This is a genomic window from Alsobacter sp. P4_H11 (genome assembly GCF_056400925.1).
In genome coordinates this window covers 22,874-39,765 of record NZ_JBFUKI010000002.1, presented here as the reverse complement: position 1 = coordinate 39,765, position 16,892 = coordinate 22,874, and the positions used below count along the sequence as shown (strand labels likewise).

Below are 16,892 nucleotides of genomic sequence, written 5' to 3'. Positions count from 1 at the left end.
ATAGAGCGCGGGAGGTTGGTGGTGGACGTTCCACTCGCCAACCGGGTCAGGTCCGGAAGGAAGCAGCCCTAACGAGAATCGGGCGGGTTACCGTCCAGCCTCCCACCCTTCGCGGCAATCTGGCCTCGATCGAAAAGGCTCCCCAACGGGGAGCCGTCGCAGCCCGGCCATGCGTCACCCAAGGCCCGATGAGCGACGACACCACGATTCACGACGGCGTCACGGTCGATGACGGCCCCGGCTTCCCGGGGCTCGACCTCCCGAGCGCCGCGCCGCCCGCCTCGGCCGCGCCGGTCGCCACCACGCCCTACCGCGTGCTGGCCCGCAAGTACCGCCCTCAGAATTTCGACGACCTGATCGGCCAGGACGCCATGGTGCGGACGCTTCGCAACGCGTTCTCGTCCGGCCGCATCCCGCAGGCCTGGATCCTCACCGGCGTGCGCGGCGTCGGCAAGACCACGACGGCCCGCATCCTGGCGCGTGGCCTCAACTTCCTGCGCGAGGACGGCTCGGGCGGCCCCACGGTGGATCTCACCGAGGAGGGCGTGCACTGCCGTGCCATCATGGAATCGCGGCACGTCGACGTGCTTGAGATGGACGCCGCCTCGCACACCGGCGTCGAGGACGTGCGCCAGATCACGGACGGCATTCGCTACGCCCCGGCCTCGGCGCGCTACAAGGTCTACATCATCGACGAGGTCCACATGCTCTCCGAGAAGGCGTTCAACGCCTTCCTGAAGACGCTGGAGGAGCCGCCGCCCCACGCCAAGTTCGTGTTCGCCACCACGGAGATCCGCAAGGTCCCGGTCACGATCCTGTCGCGCTGCCAGCGCTTCGACCTGCGCCGCGTGGACGCGTCCCTGATGGTGCAGCATCTCGGCGGCATCTGCGCCCGTGAGGGCGTCAGCATCGACGACGAGGCGCTCGCCATGCTGGCCCGCGCGGCCGAGGGCTCGGTGCGCGATTCGCTGTCGCTGCTCGACCAGGCCATCGCGCATGGCGCCGGCGCGATCGACGCCGACACGGTCCGGACCATGCTGGGGCTGGCCGATCGCGGCCGCGTCATCGACCTGTTCGAGGCCGTGATGCGCGGCGACGCCGCCGGCGCGCTGCGCGAGCTGCGCGACCAGTACGACTCCGGCGCCGACCCGGCCGTGGTGCTGAGCGACCTCGCCGAGTTCACGCATTTCGTCACCCGCCTCAAGATCGTGCCCGACGCCGCGCTGGAATCCAGCGTCACCGAGGCCGAGCGCGTGCGTGGCCAGGCCGCGGCGGCGCTGCCCATGCGCGTGCTCTCCCGCGCCTGGCAAATGCTGCTGAAGGGCATCGGCGAGGTGCAGTCGTCGCCCAAGCCCGTCGCGGCGGCCGAGATGGTGCTGGTGCGCCTGTGCTACGCGGCCGACATGCCGACCCCCGACGAGGCGCTGCGCACGCTGCGCGACAACCCGCCCGGCGGCGCGGGCGCGCCTTCCGGGTCCGGCGGCGGCTCCGGCGCGCGCGCTTCGCACGATGGCGCTCGCGCCTCGCACGATGGCGGATCGCGTGGCGGCGCGGCGCTCAGCGTCGCGACAAGATCCGAGCCGCGGCCCGCCATGGCCCCTTCGCCCCGCCAGGCGGCCGCCCCGACGCTCAAGCTCAACCGCTTCGAGGACCTCGTCGCGCTGGCGGCCGACAAGCGCGACATCACCATGAAGCTCGCGCTGGAGGCCGACATCCGCCTCGTGCGCTTCGAGGACGGCACGCTGGAGTTCTCGCCCGGCCCGAACGCCGCGCCGCAGCTCGCCGGCGACCTCTCCAAGCGCCTGAGCGAGTGGACCGGCCGGCGCTGGGTGGTGGCGCTCTCGTCCGAGCCCGGCCAGCCGACCTTGCGCGAGACCCAGGCCGCTCAGGAGCGCGACCGGCTCACCAACGTGCAGGCGCATCCGCTGGTGCGCTCCGTGCTGGAAGCCTGGCCGGGCGCCAAGATCGTGGACATCCGCGAGCCGCAGCCGGAAGCCGCCGCCGCCGAGGAGGACGCCACCGGCGAGCCGGGCGTCGACACGGACGGTTTCGACGGCTTCGACGACGAATTCTGATCCCCTCAGCCATCCGGGAGTTTGGCCGTGAAAGACATCATGGGCATGATGAAGAAGGTCCAGGAAATGCAGTCCAAGATGGCTGCGCTTCAGGACGAGCTCGAAACGCTGGAAGTGGAAGGCGCGGCCGGCGGCGGCATGGTCAAGGTCACGATGACCGCCAAGGGGCAGGTCAAGGCCGTGAACCTCGACGACAGCCTGATGAAAGCCGACGAAAAGGACATCCTCGAGGACCTGCTGATCGCGGCCCTCAACGACGCCCGCGGCAAGGCCGACCGCGCCGCGCAGGACAAGATGTCCACCGTCACGGCCGGCCTGCCCATCCCGCCCGGGATGAAGCTGTTCTGAGGGTAACTCGCTGACCCGCAAATCTACAAAGCCCTCATCCTGAGGAGCAGGCCCGCTTGGGCCTGCGTCTCGAAGGACGAGGGATCCAGTGGACCGCGATCATCAGCTTTCTGGACCCTCGTCCTTCGAGACGCGGGGCTTGCGCCCCGCTCCTCAGGATGAGGGCATCGAGGCGGTTGGCTTATCGTCGTCGCCGCCAAGCAAAGAACCACCATGGCGTCCATCACCGGCCCTGAAATCGAGCGACTGATCCAGCTCCTGGCGCGCCTGCCGGGGCTCGGCCCGCGCTCGGCCCGCCGCGCGGCGCTGCATCTCATCAAGAAGCGCGAGCAGCTGCTCGGCCCGCTCGCCGACGCCATCCGGGTCGCCAACGAGCGCGTGGTGGTGTGCTCCAGCTGCGGCAACGTCGACACCTCCGACCCCTGCGTGCTGTGCGCCGACCCGCGCCGCGACAACAAGGTCATGGTGGTGGTGGAGGACGTTTCCGACCTCTGGGCCCTCGAGCGCGCCCACGTGGCCAACGGCCGCTACCACGTGCTCGGCGGCACGCTCTCGGCGCTGGACGGCGTCGGTCCCAAGGACCTCAACATCGACAAGCTCGTCTCCCGCGTCGCCGAGGGCGGCGTGGAGGAGGTCATCCTGGCGCTCAACGCCACCGTGGACGGCCAGACGACCGCCCACTACGTCACCGACCTGCTATCCCACACGGGCGTGAAGGTCACGCGCCTCGCCCACGGCGTCCCGGTCGGCGGCGAGCTCGACTACCTCGACGAAGGCACCCTCTCGGCGGCGTTTCGGCAGCGCACGACGCTCTAGCCCGCCCTGCCGTCATTGCGAGCCGAAGGCGAAGCAATCCAGTCTAAAGGCCGGGCGTTAGGCTGGATTGCTTCGCTGTCGCTCGCAATGACGGCGAGGATGTCACGACCGTTGCAACTCACCCGCCGTCATCCCCGGCGCGCCGAAGGCGCGGGAAGGGGATCCAGAGCAAAGGCGCTCACCTCTGGATCCCCTTCCCGGCGCTACGCGCCGCCGGGGATGACGGCGAGAGGTGAGCCAGCGGCATGAGTGGTGACCGCGAAGGTGTCCCCGCCGCGCACTCCTTTTCCCCCGGAAGACGACGAGCCCCCAACCCCGCCGCCCTTACTCCGCCGCGCGGCCGAACAACGGCCCGGCCTCGGCGGACGGGGCCGCCACGGCCGGCGTCTCGAACTCCATCGCCTCGATCCGCTCGCCGCGCTTCAGGGCCTTGTCGGCCGAGGTGACGATCTGGGCGATGTCGTCGCCGGCCTGCCGCATGTGCTGGTCCAGCTTGCCGGTGCGGTCGCGCAGGCGCCGCACGTCCTCGATCAGCTTGGCGACCTCGGCCTGGATCTGGTGCGCCTGCTCGCGCATGCGGGCGTCGCGGACGATGGCCTGCATCACCTGGATCGCCATGGCGAGCAGGGATGGCGACACGATCAGCACGCGGGCCCGGTGGGCGCGCTGCACAAGGTCCTCGAAATGCTCCTGCAGGTCGGCGAACAGCGATTCGGCCGGCACGAACAGCACCGCGATGTCCTGCGTCTCGCCCGGGATCAGGTATTTGTCGGCCACGTCCTTGATGTGCCCGCCCACGTCGGCGCGCACCCGCTGCATCGCGATGCGGCGCGCGTCGTCGCCCTGCGCCTCGCGGAACGCCGTGAAGCCCTCCAACGGGAACTTGGCGTCCACCACCAGCGGCCGCTCGTCGCCCGGCAGGCGGATGATGCAGTCCGGCCGCTTGCCGGACGACAGCGTCGCCTGGAACGCGAAGGCGCCCGGCGGCAGCCCGTCGCGCACAATGGCCTCCATGCGGCCCTGCCCGAAGGCGCCGCGCGTCTGCTTGTTGGAGAGCACGTCCTTGAGGCTCAGCACCTCGCCGGTGAGGTCGGTGAGGTTCTTTTGCGCCGCGTCGATCACGGCGAGGCGCTCGTTGAGCCGCGACAGGTTCTCGGCCGTCTGCTTCTGGCTGGCGTTGAGCCCGTCGCCGACGCGGTTCTGCAGGCTGTCCAGGCGCTCGGCGATCAGCCGCACGAGATCGACCTGCCGGTTGCCGAACACCTCGCCGATGGTTTGCATCCGGCCCGTCATCTCGGACTGGATCTGCGCCAGCCCGGCGAGCTTCTCGTCCAGCTCGCGCTGCCGCTCGGCGGCGGCCGCCGCCTCCTCGGCGCGATGCCGGGCAGCGCCCAGCGCCGTCAGGCCGAGCCACAGCAGCGCCAGCACGGCCGCGCCCAGCAGGCCAAGCACGGCTTCGCCCCACGACACCGCGTGGCCGCCGACGACGAGGATGATCCGGTCCATCCCGCGAACTTAGGCGCGATTCGCCTGCAACGCGAGAACGAAGGCGGAACGGTTTGCTTTTGCGTTTCCGAGTCGTTATCTCCACCGCGTCATCCGGAAAGCTGCGCCCGCCATGTCGACCCGACCCATCCTCGTCATTCCCGATCCGAAGCTGCGCCTCGTCTCCGCGCCGGTGGTGCGCCCCGTGCGCGATCTCGCGCCGCTGATCGACGACATGTTCGAGACCATGTACGAGGCGCCCGGCATCGGCTTGGCGGCGATCCAGATCGGCGTGCCCGAGCGCATCGTCACCATCGACGTCGCCAAGCAGGACGCCCCCAAGGAGCCGCTGGCGCTGATCAATCCCGAGATCGTGTGGTCGTCCGAGGAGCGCTCCGTCTACGAGGAAGGCTGCCTGTCGATCCCGGAATACTACGAGGAAGTGGAGCGCCCGGCCCGCGTGCGCGTGCGGTTCACCGACCGCGACGGCGGCGCGTGCGAGATCGAGGCCGACGGGCTGCTGGCCACCTGCCTGCAGCACGAGATCGACCACCTCGAGGGCACGCTCTTCATCGACCACATCTCCAAGCTGAAGCGCGATCGCGTGCTGAAGAAGTTTTCCAAGCAGGCCAGGCGCGACGCGCAGGCCTGACCGGTCCGACACACCAAGCGGGGTCGCCATGCTGCGCGTCGTCTTCATGGGCACGCCCGATTTCGCCGTGCCGACGCTCACCGAGATCGTCGGCCAGGGCCACGAGGTAATTGCCGTCTACACCCGCGCCCCGGCGCCGGCCGGCCGCGGCATGGCGCTGAAGCCTTCGCCGGTGCATCAGGCGGCGGACCGCTTCGCCATCCCGGTGTTCACCCCCGCGACCCTGCGCGGCGAGGAGGCGGCCGAGCAGTTCCGCTCGCTCGACGCCGACGTCGCCGTGGTGGTCGCCTACGGGATGATCCTGCCGGAAAGCATCCTCGCCGCCCCCGAGCTCGGCTGCCTCAACCTCCACGCCTCGCTGCTGCCGCGCTGGCGCGGCGCTGCGCCCATCCAGCGCGCCATCATGGCGGGGGACGCTGAGACCGGCGTCGCCGTGATGCGCATGGAAAAGGGGCTCGACACCGGCCCGGTCGGCATGGCCGAGCGCGTCGCCATCGGGCCCGACATGACGGCCGGAGAACTGCACGACCGCCTGGCCCCGCTCGGCGCCGACTTGATGGTGCGCGCCCTGGCGGCGCTGTCGCGCGGCGGCCTCCAGTTCACGCCCCAGCCGGCCGAGGGCGTCACCTACGCGCACAAGATCGCCAACGAGGACGCCCGGATCGATTGGACCCAGCCGTCGCAGGCCGTGCACGACCGCATCCGCGGCCTCTCGCCCTTCCCGGGCGCCTTCGCGACGATCGACCTCGGCCGGGGCCCCGAGCGGATCAAGGTGCTGCGCAGCGCGATGGTCCCGGACCGCTCCGGCGATCCCGGCCTCGTGCTGGACGACGCCCTCACGGTCGCGTGCGGCGCTGGCGCCGTGCGCCTCCTGCAGGTGCAGAAGGCCGGCTCCCGGGCCATGGCGGCGGACGAGTTCCTGCGCGGCGTCCCGGTCCCGGCCGGCGCGAGGTTCGGCTGATGCCGCGCTACAAGCTCGTCATCGAGTATGACGGGACGCCCTTCGTGGGCTGGCAGTTCCAGGCGGTGGGCGACAGCGTCCAGGCCCGCATCGAGGACGCCATCGCGCGCTTCACCGGCCAGCAGGTCCGCATCCAGGGCGCGGGGCGCACGGACGCGGGCGTGCACGCCACCCACCAGGTGGCGCATGTGGATCTCGACCGCGACTGGCCGACCGACACCGTGCGCGACGCCATCAACGCCAAGATCCGCCCCGCGCCGGTCGCCATCCTGTCGGCCGAGAAGGTCGCGGACCATTTCAACGCCCGCACCTCGGCGCGGGGGCGGCGCTACCTCTACCGCATCGTCAACCGCCGTCCGCCCGTGGCTCTCGACGCCGACCGGGTCTGGCACGTGAAGTGGCCGCTCGACGCGGACGCCATGCAGGACGCCGCGCAGGCGCTCGTCGGCCGGCACGATTTCACGACGTTCCGCTCGTCCGATTGCCAGGCGCTCAGCCCGGTGAAGACGCTGGACCGGCTGGACGTGGAGCGCATCGGCGACGAGATCCGCGTCTTCGCGTCGGCCCGCTCGTTTCTCCACCACCAGGTGCGCTCCATGGTGGGCTCGCTGCAGCTCGTCGGCGCCGGTCGCTGGACCAAGGACGATCTGCGCGACGCGCTGGAATCCCGCCAGCGCTCGCGCTGCGGCGCCATGGCGCCGTCCTGCGGCCTCTACCTGATCGGCGTCGACTACTAGGCCAGCAGAGAGGCCGCGGCCGTCACCGCGCCATTCACGCAGAGCTCCACCAGCACAACCACGGCGGCCACTCCGCCCGAGACGCCGAGCGCCGTCTTGGCCAGGAACCAGCGGCACTGGACGATCAGGATGCCGAAGGCGAGCAGGAACAGCGTGGTGAGCCCGGCCGTCGCCCAGCCGACCACGTGCAGCGCATGCGGGGCCGCCATGATGGTGGTCGCCACCACGGCCGACCAATTATACGCGATGATGTAGCGCGCATAGCGCCGGCCGACGCCGAGCAGCCGGGCCAATCCCACCATCGCGATCGGAAAGGCGAGCCAGCAGCCCGTCACCAGCAGCGCCTGCCGGGTCACCAGCAGCGGGCTCTCGAACAATCCGTCCTCGAGCGGCAGGCCGGCCTGCAGGCGCGCATCCGCGAGCAGCACCACGAAGGCGGGAGCGACCAGCAGCATGGCCGCAAAGGATCGCCAAAACGCCTCGAAGGACACCTCGAAGGCGCCGAGGCCCTCCGGGTCGCGGTTCAACAACTTGACGGATCCGGCCAGCGATCGGCCAACCTCATCCATGGTCAGGAACATGCGACGCTCCCGCTGAATTGCTGCACTGCAACATAGACTGCGCCCGTCTCCGACTTTTGTCGAGTGACGTGCGGCACATTCAACGGAACGTGAGGAGGATCGTTCCTCCCGCCGAGGCCCCGCCTAGGCGAGAGCCCGGCGGATCATTTCCTCGTAGATCCCCGCGAGCGCCTCGATGTCGGCGACCTCGGCGCATTCGTCGACCTTGTGCATGGTCTTGCCGACGAGCCCGAATTCGATCACCGGGCAATAATCCTTGATGAACCGCGCGTCCGATGTGCCGCCCGTGGTGGACAGCGCCGGACGGCGGCCCGTCACGGCCTCCACGGCGTCGGCGGCCAGCGACACGAACGCGCCGGGAGGCGTCAGGAACGCGGGCGCGTTGGAGGGCCGGAATGCGACGTCGTAGCGCACGGCGTTGCCGGCCGCCTCGGCGAGGCGCCGGCGGATCTCGTCCGCAAGCGTCTCGTGCGTCCAGACATCGTTGAAGCGGACGTTGAACACCGCCCGGGCGCTGGCCGGGATAACGTTGGTGGAGGGGTTGCCGACATCCACGCTGGTGAATTCGAGGTTGGACGGCCCGAACTGCGCCGTGCCGGCGTCCAGCGGCTTCGCCATCACGGCGTCGAGCAGCCGCACGAGGCCGCGGATCGGGTTCTCGGCCAGGTCAGGATAGGCCACGTGGCCTTGCACGCCCTCCACCGTGATCTCGCCCGTGAGCGAGCCGCGGCGGCCGATCTTGATCATGTCGCCGAGCGCGTCCGGATTGGTGGGCTCGCCCAGCACGCAGAAGTCGAACCGCTCGCCGCGCGCATGCGCCCATTCGAGCAGCTTCACGGTGCCGTTCACGGCGGGGCCTTCCTCGTCGCCCGTCAGCAGAAACGCCACCGAGCCGCGCGGCGGCCGGCCGCCATGGGCCGCCAGCCAGCGCAGCGTCGCCGAAACCGAGGCCGCCACGCCGCTCTTCATGTCGGTCGCGCCGCGGCCATAGAGCACGCCGTCCTGGATCTCGCCGCCGAACGGCGCATGCGTCCAGCGGCTCTCGTCGCCGGGCGGCACCACGTCGGTGTGGCCGGCGAAAACCAGGCAGGGCGCTTCCCGGCCGATGCGGGCGTAGAGGTTCTGCACGTCCGGCGTGCCGGGCTCGGCGAAGGTGAGCAGATGCGTCTCGAACCCGGCCTTGGCGAGCACGTCGGCGAGCAGCTGCAGCGCCCCCGCTTCGTGCGGCGTCACCGACGGACAACGGATCAACGCCTGCGTGAGCGCGACGGGATCGTGTGGATCGAGCATGGAATCATCCCCAACCAACAGCGCCCTCATCCTGAGAGCCTGGCCGAAAAAATCGTTCGAACATTCTCAATACCCTCATCCTGAGGAGCAGGCCGTCTTCGGCCTGCGTCTCGAAGGACGAGGGAGTCCAGCTTGCACAGACTTCCAGCCCCCTGGAGTCCCTCGTCCTTCGAGACGCATCGCCAAGAGGCGATGCTCCTCAGGATGAGGGGGGTAGTGGTTGGCGCGGCTCTCAGATGCGGACGCGCCAGGCCGAGCGCAGGCGCAGCGCCCGAACCCTGACCGGAATCGATCCCTCAATCCCGCAGCAGCTCGTTGATGCTGGTCTTGGAGCGCGTCTGCGCGTCGACCTTCTTGACGATCACGGCGCAATACAGCGACGGGCCGGGCTCGCCGTTGGGCAGCGGCTTGCCGGGCATGTTGCCGGACACCACCACCGAGTAGGGCGGCACCTTGCCGATATGCACCTGGCCGGTCTCGCGGTCGACGATCTTGGTGGACTGGCTGATGAACACGCCCATCGAGATCACCGAGCCTTCGCCCACCACGACGCCTTCCACCACCTCGGAGCGCGCGCCGATGAAGCAGTTGTCCTCGATGATGGTGGGGCCGGCCTGCAGCGGCTCCAGCACGCCGCCGATGCCGACGCCGCCCGACAGATGCACGTTCTTGCCGATCTGCGCGCAGGAGCCCACGGTGGCCCAGGTGTCCACCATCGTGCCGCTGTCCACATAGGCGCCGATGTTCACGAAGGACGGCATCAGCACCACGCCGGGCGCCACATAGGCGCCGCTGCGCACCGTGCAGTTGGGCACGGCCCGGAAGCCGGCGGACTGGAAGGCGGCCGCGTCCCAGCCATCGAACTTGGAGGGCACCTTGTCCCACCAGGTCGCCGCGCCGGGGCCGCCCTTGATGATGGCGTTGTCGTTGAGGCGGAACGAGAGCAGCACGGCCTTTTTCAACCACTGGTTCACGGTCCAGCCGTCCGCGCCCTTTTCGGCGACCCGGGCCTTGCCGCTGTCCAGCAGGGCGAGCGCCTCGTTCACGGCGTCCCGCACCTCACCCTTGGTGCTGGTTCCGAGCTCGGCCCGGTTCTCCCAGGCGGCGTCGAGGGTGGCGGCGAGGTGGGCGTGCGACATGGCGGGCGTCCGGAGTTGGCGAAAGGTCGCGCGTGCTTAGCAACGCGCGCCGCCGCTGTCATCCGTCACGCTGCGCCGGCGACCGCCTCGATCTCGCGAAGGGGCGTGTTCGTGCGCAGGAAGTCGGCGAGGTCCACCGTGGAGTGGTGGATATAGGGGGCCACCACGGCCTCCTGTTCCTCCGCCTCGCGGTAGAGGTCGAAGGTCTTGGGCAGCACCAGCACGGTCGTCATGCCGAGCGCGGCCGGAACCACGAGGTTCTTGGCCAGATCCTCGAACATCGCCGATTTGCGTGGGTCGACGCCGTGAAGGTTGAGGAATTTCTCATAGGTCCGCGCCTCGGGCTTGGGCACGAAGTCCGCCGCCACGATGTCGAAGATCTCCTCGAAATGGTCGCGGATGCCCAGCTTGCCGGCCACGTTCTCGGCGTGCTGGCGCGAGCCGTTGGTGAGGATCAGCTTGCGGCCGGGCAGCTTCTCGATGGCGGCGCCCAGCGCCGGATCGGGGTCCAGCAGCGACAGGTCGATCTGGTGCGCGAAATCGAGGAAATCTGCCGGCTCGATGGCATGCTCGTCCATCAGGCCCTTCAGGGTCGTGCCGTAGCGCCCGTAATAATATTTCTGCAGGGCCCGGGCCGAAATGCCGTCGATGCCGAACATGTCTGCCAGAAACAGCGTGATCCGCTGGTCCACCTGCGGCCACAACTGCGCGTGCGCCGGATAGAGCGTGTTGTCGAGATCGAAGATCCAGGTCTCGACATGGTCGAAACCCGGTGTCGCCGAAGCGGGCGGCGGGGGAACGTGACGTGTCATTGGACGACGGAGCCTCACATCGCACAACGTCGAGATTGTGGCGAAAGAGGATCAGTGTCGACCGGAGAGGTTAAGGGATTGGGGAGGGTGCTTACTTCAGCCACGCCGTCCCAACGCCTCGCCGTCATTGCGAGCGACAGCGAAGCAATCCAGCCTAAAGGCCCGGCAATAAGCTGGATTGCTTCGCTGTCGCTCGCAATGACGGCGAGGATGTCACGACCGTTCCCCCACCCGGCCGTCATCCCCGGCGGCCTGCGGAGCAGGCCGGGAAGGGGATCCAGGGCCGCCGCGCTCACTCCTTGGATCCCCTTCCCGGCGCCGCGCGCCGCCGGGGATGACGGAGAGAGTGCGGCCGATCATTCGGCATCGCAGAAGCGAAAACGGCCGGCAGCCGCCACCGCCTCACCGCGTGATCAACGTCCCGGCGCCCAAATCCGTCAGCAGCTCCAGCAGCACGGCGTGCGGGACCTTGCCGTCCAGGATCACGACGCCTTCCACGCCCTGCTCCAGCGCGTAGATGCAGGTCTCGACCTTGGGGATCATGCCGCCCGTGATGGTGCCGTCCGCGATCAGCGCGCGGCACTGGTCGACGGTGAGCTCCTTGATGAGGTTCTTGTTCTTGTCGAGCACGCCCGGCACGTCGGTGAGCAGCAGCAGGCGCTTGGCCCCCAGCGCGCCCGCGATGGCGCCCGCGAAGGTGTCGGCGTTGACGTTGTAGGTCTGGCCCTCGGCGCTGTTGGCCACCGGCGCCAGCACGGGGATCAGCTCTCGGCCGAGCAGCGCCTCGAGCACGGTCTTGTCGACCTTCTCGGGCTCGCCCACGAAGCCGAGGTCGACCACTCTCTCGATGTTGCTTTCCGGATCGATCACCGTGCGGGTGACCTTGCGGGCCGTCACCATGTTGCCGTCCTTGCCGCACAACCCGATGGCGCGGCCGCCCTCGTTGTTGATGAAGCCGACGATCTGCTTGTTGATGAGGCCGGCCAGAACCATCTCGACCACCTCTACGGTGGCCTTGTCGGTGACGCGCAGGCCCGCCGCGAACTCGCTCTTGATGCCGAGCCGGCTCAGCATGGCGCCGATCTGCGGGCCGCCGCCGTGCACCACCACGGGATTCACGCCCGATTGCTCCAGCAGGATCATGTCGCGCGCGAAGTCGCGCGCCACCTGCTCGTCGCCCATGGCGTGGCCGCCATACTTCACCACCACGGTGGCCTCGTCGTAGCGCAGCATGTGCGGCAGCGCCTGGACGAGGATTTCGGCCTGCTGGTGGGGATCGTTGCTGTCGGGCATCGGCGGCGCTCGCTCTGCTGCGGTCTCTGCGGCAGCCTTCTAGAGCACCCGGGGCCGAAGTGGAAACCGCTTTAGCGCGCCCGGGCGAAAACCGCGCTCCCGGCCAGCAGCAGCCAGCCGCCCATCAGAAGAAAACCGCCGGTCGGGGCCGCCATCGGGATAGGGCGCCACTCGGCGAGCGCCCCAAGCGCCAGGGCGCCGGAAAACAACGTGACGCCGAAGGCCAGCAACGCGCCGGCCGCCAGCGTCGGGCGGCGGGGTAGGGTGGTGAGATCCGCCGCGAGCGCGACGCCGAGCAGGGCCGGGGCGTGGAACAGCAGAAAATTGGCCGCGGTCGCGAGGTTGGGCCCGCCGATATGCGCCGAAGCCGCCGCGAGCGCCACGCCGGCGCAGCCGGAGACGCCGGCGAGCGCGATCAGGGCGCGCGAGCCGGGGCTCACGCCTTCACGACCTCGAGCGCCCCGCGCTCCACCAGCAGCTTGGCCACCGAGGCGCGCAGCTCCGATACGCCCTCGCCCTCGTGGCTAGAGGTCGCGATGATCTCCGGATAGGCGGCGGGCCGGCGCTTCAGGGCGTCCAGCGTCTCCTGCACGCGCTTCTCGGCCTCGCCCTTTTTCAGCTCGTCCACCTTGGTGAGGACGATCTGGTAGGACACCGCGGACTTGTCGAGCAGGTCCATGATCTCGGTGTCGACGGCCTTCAGCCCGTGGCGGCTGTCGACCAGCACGAACACGCGCGCCAGCGTGGCGCGGCCGCGCAGATAGTCGTGGATCAGGCCCGTCCAGGCCTGCACCTTCTGCTTGGACACCGCCGCGTAGCCGTAGCCCGGCATGTCCACCAGCGTGAAGCGGCCGTTCACGTCAAAGAAGTTCAGCTCCTGCGTGCGGCCGGGCGTGTGCGACGTCCGGGCCAGCGCATTGCGGCCCGTGAGCGCGTTGATCAGGCTCGACTTGCCGACGTTGGAGCGCCCCGCGAAAGCGATCTCGAGGTTGCTCATGGGCGGCAGCTTGCCGGTCGGCGCGGCCGCCCAGAAGAAGCCGGCCTCCCCGGCGAAGAGCTTGCGCCCGGCCTCCGCCAGCGCGGGGTCGAGCGCGGCCTTTTCGGGATGCGTGGGTGCGGGCTCGCTCATCAGGCCGGCTTGCCGGCCTTCGCGTCGGGCTTGGCCTCCGCGGCGGCAGGCTTGGGCGGGGCCTTCTTGAAGGCGCCGCGCAGGTTGTCCCACAGCTCCACCTTCACGCCCTGGCGCTTCATGATGAGATATTGCTGCGACACCGACAGGAGGTTGTTCCAGGACCAGTAGATCACCAGCCCGGCCGGGAAGGACGCCAGCAGGTAGGTGAAGAACACCGGCATCCAGGTGAACATGGTCTTCTGGACCGGATCCGTAGGCTCCGGGTTCATCTTCATCTGGACGAACATCGTCACGCCCATGATCAGCGGCCAGATGCCGATCATCAGCACGTGCGGGGGCGTCCAGGGGATCAGGCCGAAGAGGTTGAAGATCGAGGTCGGGTCCGGCGCGGCCAAGTCCTTGATCCAGCCGAAGAACGGCGCGTGCCGCATCTCGATGGTGACGAACAGCACCTTGTAGAGCGCGAAGAACACCGGGATCTGGATGATGACCGGCAGGCAGCCCGCCACGGGATTGATCTTCTCCCGCTTGTAGAGCTCCATCAGCTCCTGCTGCTGCTTGACCTTGTCGTCCGGGTACTGCTCGCGCAGCGCCGCCATCTGCGGCTGCACGGCCTTCATCTTCGCCATCGAGCTGTAGCTCTTGTTGGCGAGCGGGAAGAACAGCGCCTTCACGATCACGGTCACGACCAGGATCGCGATGCCGAAATTGCCCACGAGCTTGAAGATGCCGTCCAGCAGCTTGAACATCGGCTGCGTGATGAACCAGAACCAGCCCCAGTCGATCAGCAGCTTGAAGCGCTCGATGCCGAGCGTGTTCTGGTAGCCGTCGATCGTGTTGACCTCCTTGGCGCCCACGAAGAGGCGCGTCGTCGAGGTCGCGGCGGTTCCGGGCTGCACGGTCTGCGGCTGCAGCGTCACCAGCGTCTGGAAGTTGTGCTGGCCGCCCGGGGGCGTCGCGGACGAGAACGTCGCCGTGTAGGGCGCCTTCTGGTCGGGGATCAGCGCGGCGGCCCAGTACTTGTCCGTCATGCCGACCCAGCCGCCGGTGGCCTGCGGGAAGCTCTTGCCCTTCTCGGTCGCCGACAGCGCGGCTTCCTTCTCGAGCGAGTCGTACTTCTCTTCCTTGAGCCCCTGCTCGCCCAGGATGCCGAGCAGGCCCTCGTGGAGAATGTAGTAGCCCTGCGTCACCGGCTTGCCGATGCGCCGCACGAAGCCGTAGGGCGTCAGCGACGCCGTGGTCCCGTCGCGGGCCTCGACGCTGTCCGTCACCGTCAGCATGTAGTTGCCGTCGATCGCGATCAGGCGCTTGAAGACGAGGCCCTTGCCGTTGTCCCACGTCAGCGTGACGGGCTTCGCCTCGGTGAGCGTCTGCGAGTCGGCCGTCCACACCGTGTTGGGCAGCGGCACGTCCACGGCGGCGCCCGGCGCGGGCAGCCAGCCGAGGCGGGCGAAGTAGCCTTCGGGGCCGCCCGCCGGCGAGAACACCACGATGTTCGGGCTCTGGCGGTCCACGGTCTCGTGGTAGTCCTTCAGCGCGATGTCATCGACGTCGCCGCCGCGCAGCGCGATGGAGCCGCGCACCCGGGCGGTGTCGATCTTCACGCGCGGAGAGGCCATCAGCGCCATGTCGCGCGTCGGCGCGATCACCGCCATGCTCTCGGAAGGCGGCGTGTTGGTCTGCGGGCTCGCGCCCGGGATCGGGCCCTGGCTGTTCTGCGCCGCCACCTTCGCGTTCTGAGCCGCGTCCTGCTTCGCCTTGTCCATCGTGGGCACGCCGAAGAAGACGTTCCAGCCGATGAGCACCGCCAGCGAGAGGGCGATCGCGAGGAAGAAGTTCTTGTTGTCCTGCATGGCTCAGCGAGTCTCTCGGAGGCGGGGGACGACGGCGTTCGGGGATGGCGGCAGATCGGGCCGACGCGCGCCGGAGCGGCCGCGCGGCCGTTCGAGCCCCTCGATGGCGTCGACGATGTCGATCAGAAGAACAGGGAATTCCGCCGACAGGATGTCACGGCGGGCCACGACCACGAAGTCGTAGGCGTCCTTGGCGGCAAGCCGATCGCCCTGCGTGGCCGCGATCTCGCGCAACGCGGCGCGCAGCCGTCGCTTGACGCGGTTTCGCTCCGTCGCGGTGCCGACCTTGCGGCTGACCGTCAGACCGAAACGGGGACCGGCGACGCCGCCGACATCCGGCGCGCGCGCGATCCCCTGCAAGGTCAGTCTCGGCGTATGAAACCGTCGCCCTTTGGCGGCGGCCAGATAATCCGCTCGCCTCGTCAGCCGTCCCGGAAGGGTCCGGGCCCGCGAGGTGTCGGTCATGACGGGCGCGCTCGCGCGCTCCCCGCTCAGGCCGAGAGGCGCTTGCGGCCGCGGGCGCGGCGAGCGGCGATGATCTTGGCGCCGCCCTTGGTGGCCATGCGGGCGCGGAAGCCGTGGCGGCGCTTGCGCACCAGCTTGCTGGGTTGGTAGGTCCGCTTCACGGGTGTTCTCCGTTCGGGCCCAGCCAAACAAGGGTTCTGGGCCTGTCATTCTGTGGTTGCGAAACGACTTCGCCGGCGGCCAATCCACCGGAGTTGTCCTTCCGACATGTGCGATGACGCTCGAAAGCTCGCGGGCTTATGGCGGATGGCCGGCCGAAAGTCAACGCGTCCGCGCGCTGCGCACAGGCTGAATCACGCCTCATCACAGTGCCGCGACGTCGCGTGCGGGACGCTTCGCCTTGCGATAGCGTCAGCCGGACGCAGGGGGGATTCTCGCACGTGACAGAGATGGGCGGCAAGCCGGCGGGCGCCGCGCCCCCGAAAGCAGGCGTCGGGCGGCGGCTGGGCGTCGGGCTCGCCGCGCTCGCCCTGCTGGCCGGCGCGGCGGTGGCGCTGGGCGGCCTGCTGACGCCCGAGGCCGTGCTGCCGCGCATCGAGGCCGTGCAGGCCGCCGTCGCCGCGAATCCCGTGCGCTCCGCGCTCGTGTTCACGCTCGCCTACGCGGCCCTGGTTGCCCTCTCCACGCCGGGCGCGACGTTGTGCACGGTGCTGGGAGGGCTGCTGTTCGGCTGGTGGCAGGGCGGCCTTGCCTCCCTGCTGGGCGCCACGGCGGGCGCGGTCCTGCTGTTCCTGGCCGCCCGCACCCTGCTGGGCGGCCCGCTCATGCGGCTGGCGGGGGACCGCATCCGCCCGCTCGCGGCCCGGATGCAGGCGGACGCGGTCAGCTACATGCTCTTCCTGCGGCTCACGCCCGTTTTCCCGTTCTGGCTGGTGAACCTCGCCCCCGCGCTGCTCGGGGTGCCGCTGCGGATCTTCGCCCTCACCACTCTGGTGGGCATCACGCCAGCCACCTTCGCGTTCGCGACGGCAGGCTCGGGCCTCGGCTCCGTGGTGGCGGCACAGCAGCGCGCCTTCCAGAGCTGCATGGAGGCCGCGGGGCGGCAGGCGGCCGGAAGCGCTCCTTGCCGGTTCGACGTTTCGCTGGACGCGATCGTGACGCCCGGCCTGCTGATCGGGTTGACGGCGCTCGGCTTTGCGGCCCTCATTCCGGTCGCGCTGCGCCGCCTCGGCTTTCTGGGCGGCAAGCGCTGA

General features: G+C 69.5%; 18 protein-coding genes and 1 other RNA gene. 8 read left to right on the top strand and 11 right to left on the bottom strand.

Going from position 1 to position 16,892, the window contains the following annotated elements:
- The first annotated feature begins 9 nt into the window (after nt 1-9).
- The 4 genes from ffs to recR all read left to right on the top strand — a co-directional run bounded on the left by ffs (nt 10) and on the right by recR (nt 3,239).
- Nucleotides 10-107: signal recognition particle sRNA small type (gene ffs, locus AC1DSZ_RS03630), an RNA gene on the top strand.
- A gap of 81 nt (nt 108-188) precedes the next feature.
- On the top strand, nt 189-2,075 hold the full coding sequence (locus AC1DSZ_RS03625; protein ID WP_476837027.1) for a DNA polymerase III subunit gamma/tau: 1,887 nt from the start codon (nt 189-191) through the stop codon (nt 2,073-2,075).
- 27 nt (nt 2,076-2,102) lie between these two features.
- Entirely contained in the window at nt 2,103-2,423 is a 321-nt protein-coding gene (locus AC1DSZ_RS03620; protein ID WP_476837026.1) for a YbaB/EbfC family nucleoid-associated protein, read from the top strand.
- A 213-nt stretch (nt 2,424-2,636) separates the two neighbouring features.
- A complete protein-coding gene (recR, locus tag AC1DSZ_RS03615) occupies nt 2,637-3,239 on the top strand; it encodes a recombination mediator RecR (protein ID WP_476837025.1) in 603 nt (200 codons plus the stop codon).
- Nucleotides 3,240-3,563: 324 nt separating this feature from the next.
- Here the strand turns inward: recR and AC1DSZ_RS03610 are convergent, their stop codons facing one another.
- Nucleotides 3,564-4,745, bottom strand: a complete 1,182-nt coding sequence (locus AC1DSZ_RS03610) for a DNA recombination protein RmuC (RefSeq protein ID WP_476837024.1) — start codon at nt 4,743-4,745, stop codon at nt 3,564-3,566.
- Nucleotides 4,746-4,857: 112 nt separating this feature from the next.
- On the opposite strand from AC1DSZ_RS03610, the gene def reads away from it, so the two are divergent.
- Genes def through truA form a run of 3 tightly spaced genes read left to right on the top strand, consistent with a single transcriptional unit; the run spans nt 4,858 to nt 7,074 of the window.
- The gene (gene def / locus AC1DSZ_RS03605) at nt 4,858-5,376 is read left to right on the top strand and encodes a peptide deformylase (RefSeq protein ID WP_476837023.1); all 519 of its coding nucleotides are present in this window, start codon (nt 4,858-4,860) and stop codon (nt 5,374-5,376) included.
- A gap of 28 nt (nt 5,377-5,404) precedes the next feature.
- Complete coding sequence (fmt, locus tag AC1DSZ_RS03600) at nt 5,405-6,337, top strand: methionyl-tRNA formyltransferase (protein ID WP_476837022.1); 933 nt, start codon at nt 5,405-5,407, stop codon at nt 6,335-6,337.
- A complete protein-coding gene (truA, locus tag AC1DSZ_RS03595) occupies nt 6,337-7,074 on the top strand; it encodes a tRNA pseudouridine(38-40) synthase TruA (protein WP_476837021.1) in 738 nt (245 codons plus the stop codon). The genes fmt and truA overlap by 1 nt, the downstream gene beginning before the upstream one ends.
- Here truA and AC1DSZ_RS03590 read toward each other — a convergent pair.
- From AC1DSZ_RS03590 to rpmH, 10 genes are all read right to left on the bottom strand, one after another.
- A complete protein-coding gene (locus AC1DSZ_RS03590; RefSeq protein WP_476837020.1) occupies nt 7,071-7,655 on the bottom strand; it encodes a hypothetical protein in 585 nt (194 codons plus the stop codon). The genes truA and AC1DSZ_RS03590 overlap by 4 nt on opposite strands.
- A gap of 123 nt (nt 7,656-7,778) precedes the next feature.
- On the bottom strand, nt 7,779-8,945 hold the full coding sequence (dapE, locus tag AC1DSZ_RS03585; RefSeq protein WP_476837019.1) for a succinyl-diaminopimelate desuccinylase: 1,167 nt from the start codon (nt 8,943-8,945) through the stop codon (nt 7,779-7,781).
- A gap of 296 nt (nt 8,946-9,241) precedes the next feature.
- The gene (dapD, locus tag AC1DSZ_RS03580; protein ID WP_476837018.1) at nt 9,242-10,084 is read right to left on the bottom strand and encodes a 2,3,4,5-tetrahydropyridine-2,6-dicarboxylate N-succinyltransferase; all 843 of its coding nucleotides are present in this window, start codon (nt 10,082-10,084) and stop codon (nt 9,242-9,244) included.
- Between the two features lie 65 nt (nt 10,085-10,149).
- Entirely contained in the window at nt 10,150-10,896 is a 747-nt protein-coding gene (locus AC1DSZ_RS03575; protein ID WP_476837017.1) for a pyrimidine 5'-nucleotidase, read from the bottom strand.
- Between the two features lie 402 nt (nt 10,897-11,298).
- The gene (gene argB, locus AC1DSZ_RS03570) at nt 11,299-12,189 is read right to left on the bottom strand and encodes an acetylglutamate kinase (protein WP_476837016.1); all 891 of its coding nucleotides are present in this window, start codon (nt 12,187-12,189) and stop codon (nt 11,299-11,301) included.
- Nucleotides 12,190-12,260: 71 nt separating this feature from the next.
- Nucleotides 12,261-12,629, bottom strand: coding sequence for a DUF423 domain-containing protein (locus AC1DSZ_RS03565; protein ID WP_476837015.1), 369 nt, complete (start codon nt 12,627-12,629; stop codon nt 12,261-12,263).
- Entirely contained in the window at nt 12,626-13,318 is a 693-nt protein-coding gene (yihA, locus tag AC1DSZ_RS03560) for a ribosome biogenesis GTP-binding protein YihA/YsxC (protein WP_476837014.1), read from the bottom strand. The genes AC1DSZ_RS03565 and yihA overlap by 4 nt, the downstream gene beginning before the upstream one ends.
- On the bottom strand, nt 13,318-15,174 hold the full coding sequence (gene yidC / locus AC1DSZ_RS03555) for a membrane protein insertase YidC (RefSeq protein WP_476837013.1): 1,857 nt from the start codon (nt 15,172-15,174) through the stop codon (nt 13,318-13,320). The genes yihA and yidC overlap by 1 nt, the downstream gene beginning before the upstream one ends.
- A 3-nt stretch (nt 15,175-15,177) precedes the next feature.
- Nucleotides 15,178-15,639, bottom strand: a complete 462-nt coding sequence (gene rnpA, locus AC1DSZ_RS03550; protein WP_476837012.1) for a ribonuclease P protein component — start codon at nt 15,637-15,639, stop codon at nt 15,178-15,180.
- A gap of 26 nt (nt 15,640-15,665) precedes the next feature.
- Entirely contained in the window at nt 15,666-15,800 is a 135-nt protein-coding gene (rpmH, locus tag AC1DSZ_RS03545; protein ID WP_188516119.1) for a 50S ribosomal protein L34, read from the bottom strand.
- A gap of 288 nt (nt 15,801-16,088) precedes the next feature.
- On the opposite strand from rpmH, the gene AC1DSZ_RS03540 reads away from it, so the two are divergent.
- Nucleotides 16,089-16,892, top strand: coding sequence for a TVP38/TMEM64 family protein (locus AC1DSZ_RS03540; RefSeq protein WP_476837407.1), 804 nt, complete (start codon nt 16,089-16,091; stop codon nt 16,890-16,892).

Bases quoted from the DNA above. Each gene is read 5' to 3' on its own strand.
- AC1DSZ_RS03625 (WP_476837027.1), top strand. From the start codon at position 189: ATGAGCGACGACACCACGATTCACGACGGCGTCACGGTCGATGACGGC.
- recR (WP_476837025.1), top strand. From the start codon at position 2,637: ATGGCGTCCATCACCGGCCCTGAAATCGAGCGACTGATCCAGCTCCTG.
- AC1DSZ_RS03610 (WP_476837024.1), bottom strand. From the start codon at position 4,745: ATGGACCGGATCATCCTCGTCGTCGGCGGCCACGCGGTGTCGTGGGGC.
- def (WP_476837023.1), top strand. From the start codon at position 4,858: ATGTCGACCCGACCCATCCTCGTCATTCCCGATCCGAAGCTGCGCCTC.
- fmt (WP_476837022.1), top strand. From the start codon at position 5,405: ATGCTGCGCGTCGTCTTCATGGGCACGCCCGATTTCGCCGTGCCGACG.
- truA (WP_476837021.1), top strand. From the start codon at position 6,337: ATGCCGCGCTACAAGCTCGTCATCGAGTATGACGGGACGCCCTTCGTG.
- AC1DSZ_RS03590 (WP_476837020.1), bottom strand. From the start codon at position 7,655: ATGTTCCTGACCATGGATGAGGTTGGCCGATCGCTGGCCGGATCCGTC.
- dapE (WP_476837019.1), bottom strand. From the start codon at position 8,945: ATGCTCGATCCACACGATCCCGTCGCGCTCACGCAGGCGTTGATCCGT.
- dapD (WP_476837018.1), bottom strand. From the start codon at position 10,084: ATGTCGCACGCCCACCTCGCCGCCACCCTCGACGCCGCCTGGGAGAAC.
- AC1DSZ_RS03575 (WP_476837017.1), bottom strand. From the start codon at position 10,896: ATGACACGTCACGTTCCCCCGCCGCCCGCTTCGGCGACACCGGGTTTC.
- argB (WP_476837016.1), bottom strand. From the start codon at position 12,189: ATGCCCGACAGCAACGATCCCCACCAGCAGGCCGAAATCCTCGTCCAG.
- yihA (WP_476837014.1), bottom strand. From the start codon at position 13,318: ATGAGCGAGCCCGCACCCACGCATCCCGAAAAGGCCGCGCTCGACCCC.
- yidC (WP_476837013.1), bottom strand. From the start codon at position 15,174: ATGCAGGACAACAAGAACTTCTTCCTCGCGATCGCCCTCTCGCTGGCG.
- rnpA (WP_476837012.1), bottom strand. From the start codon at position 15,639: ATGACCGACACCTCGCGGGCCCGGACCCTTCCGGGACGGCTGACGAGG.
- AC1DSZ_RS03540 (WP_476837407.1), top strand. From the start codon at position 16,089: ATGGGCGGCAAGCCGGCGGGCGCCGCGCCCCCGAAAGCAGGCGTCGGG.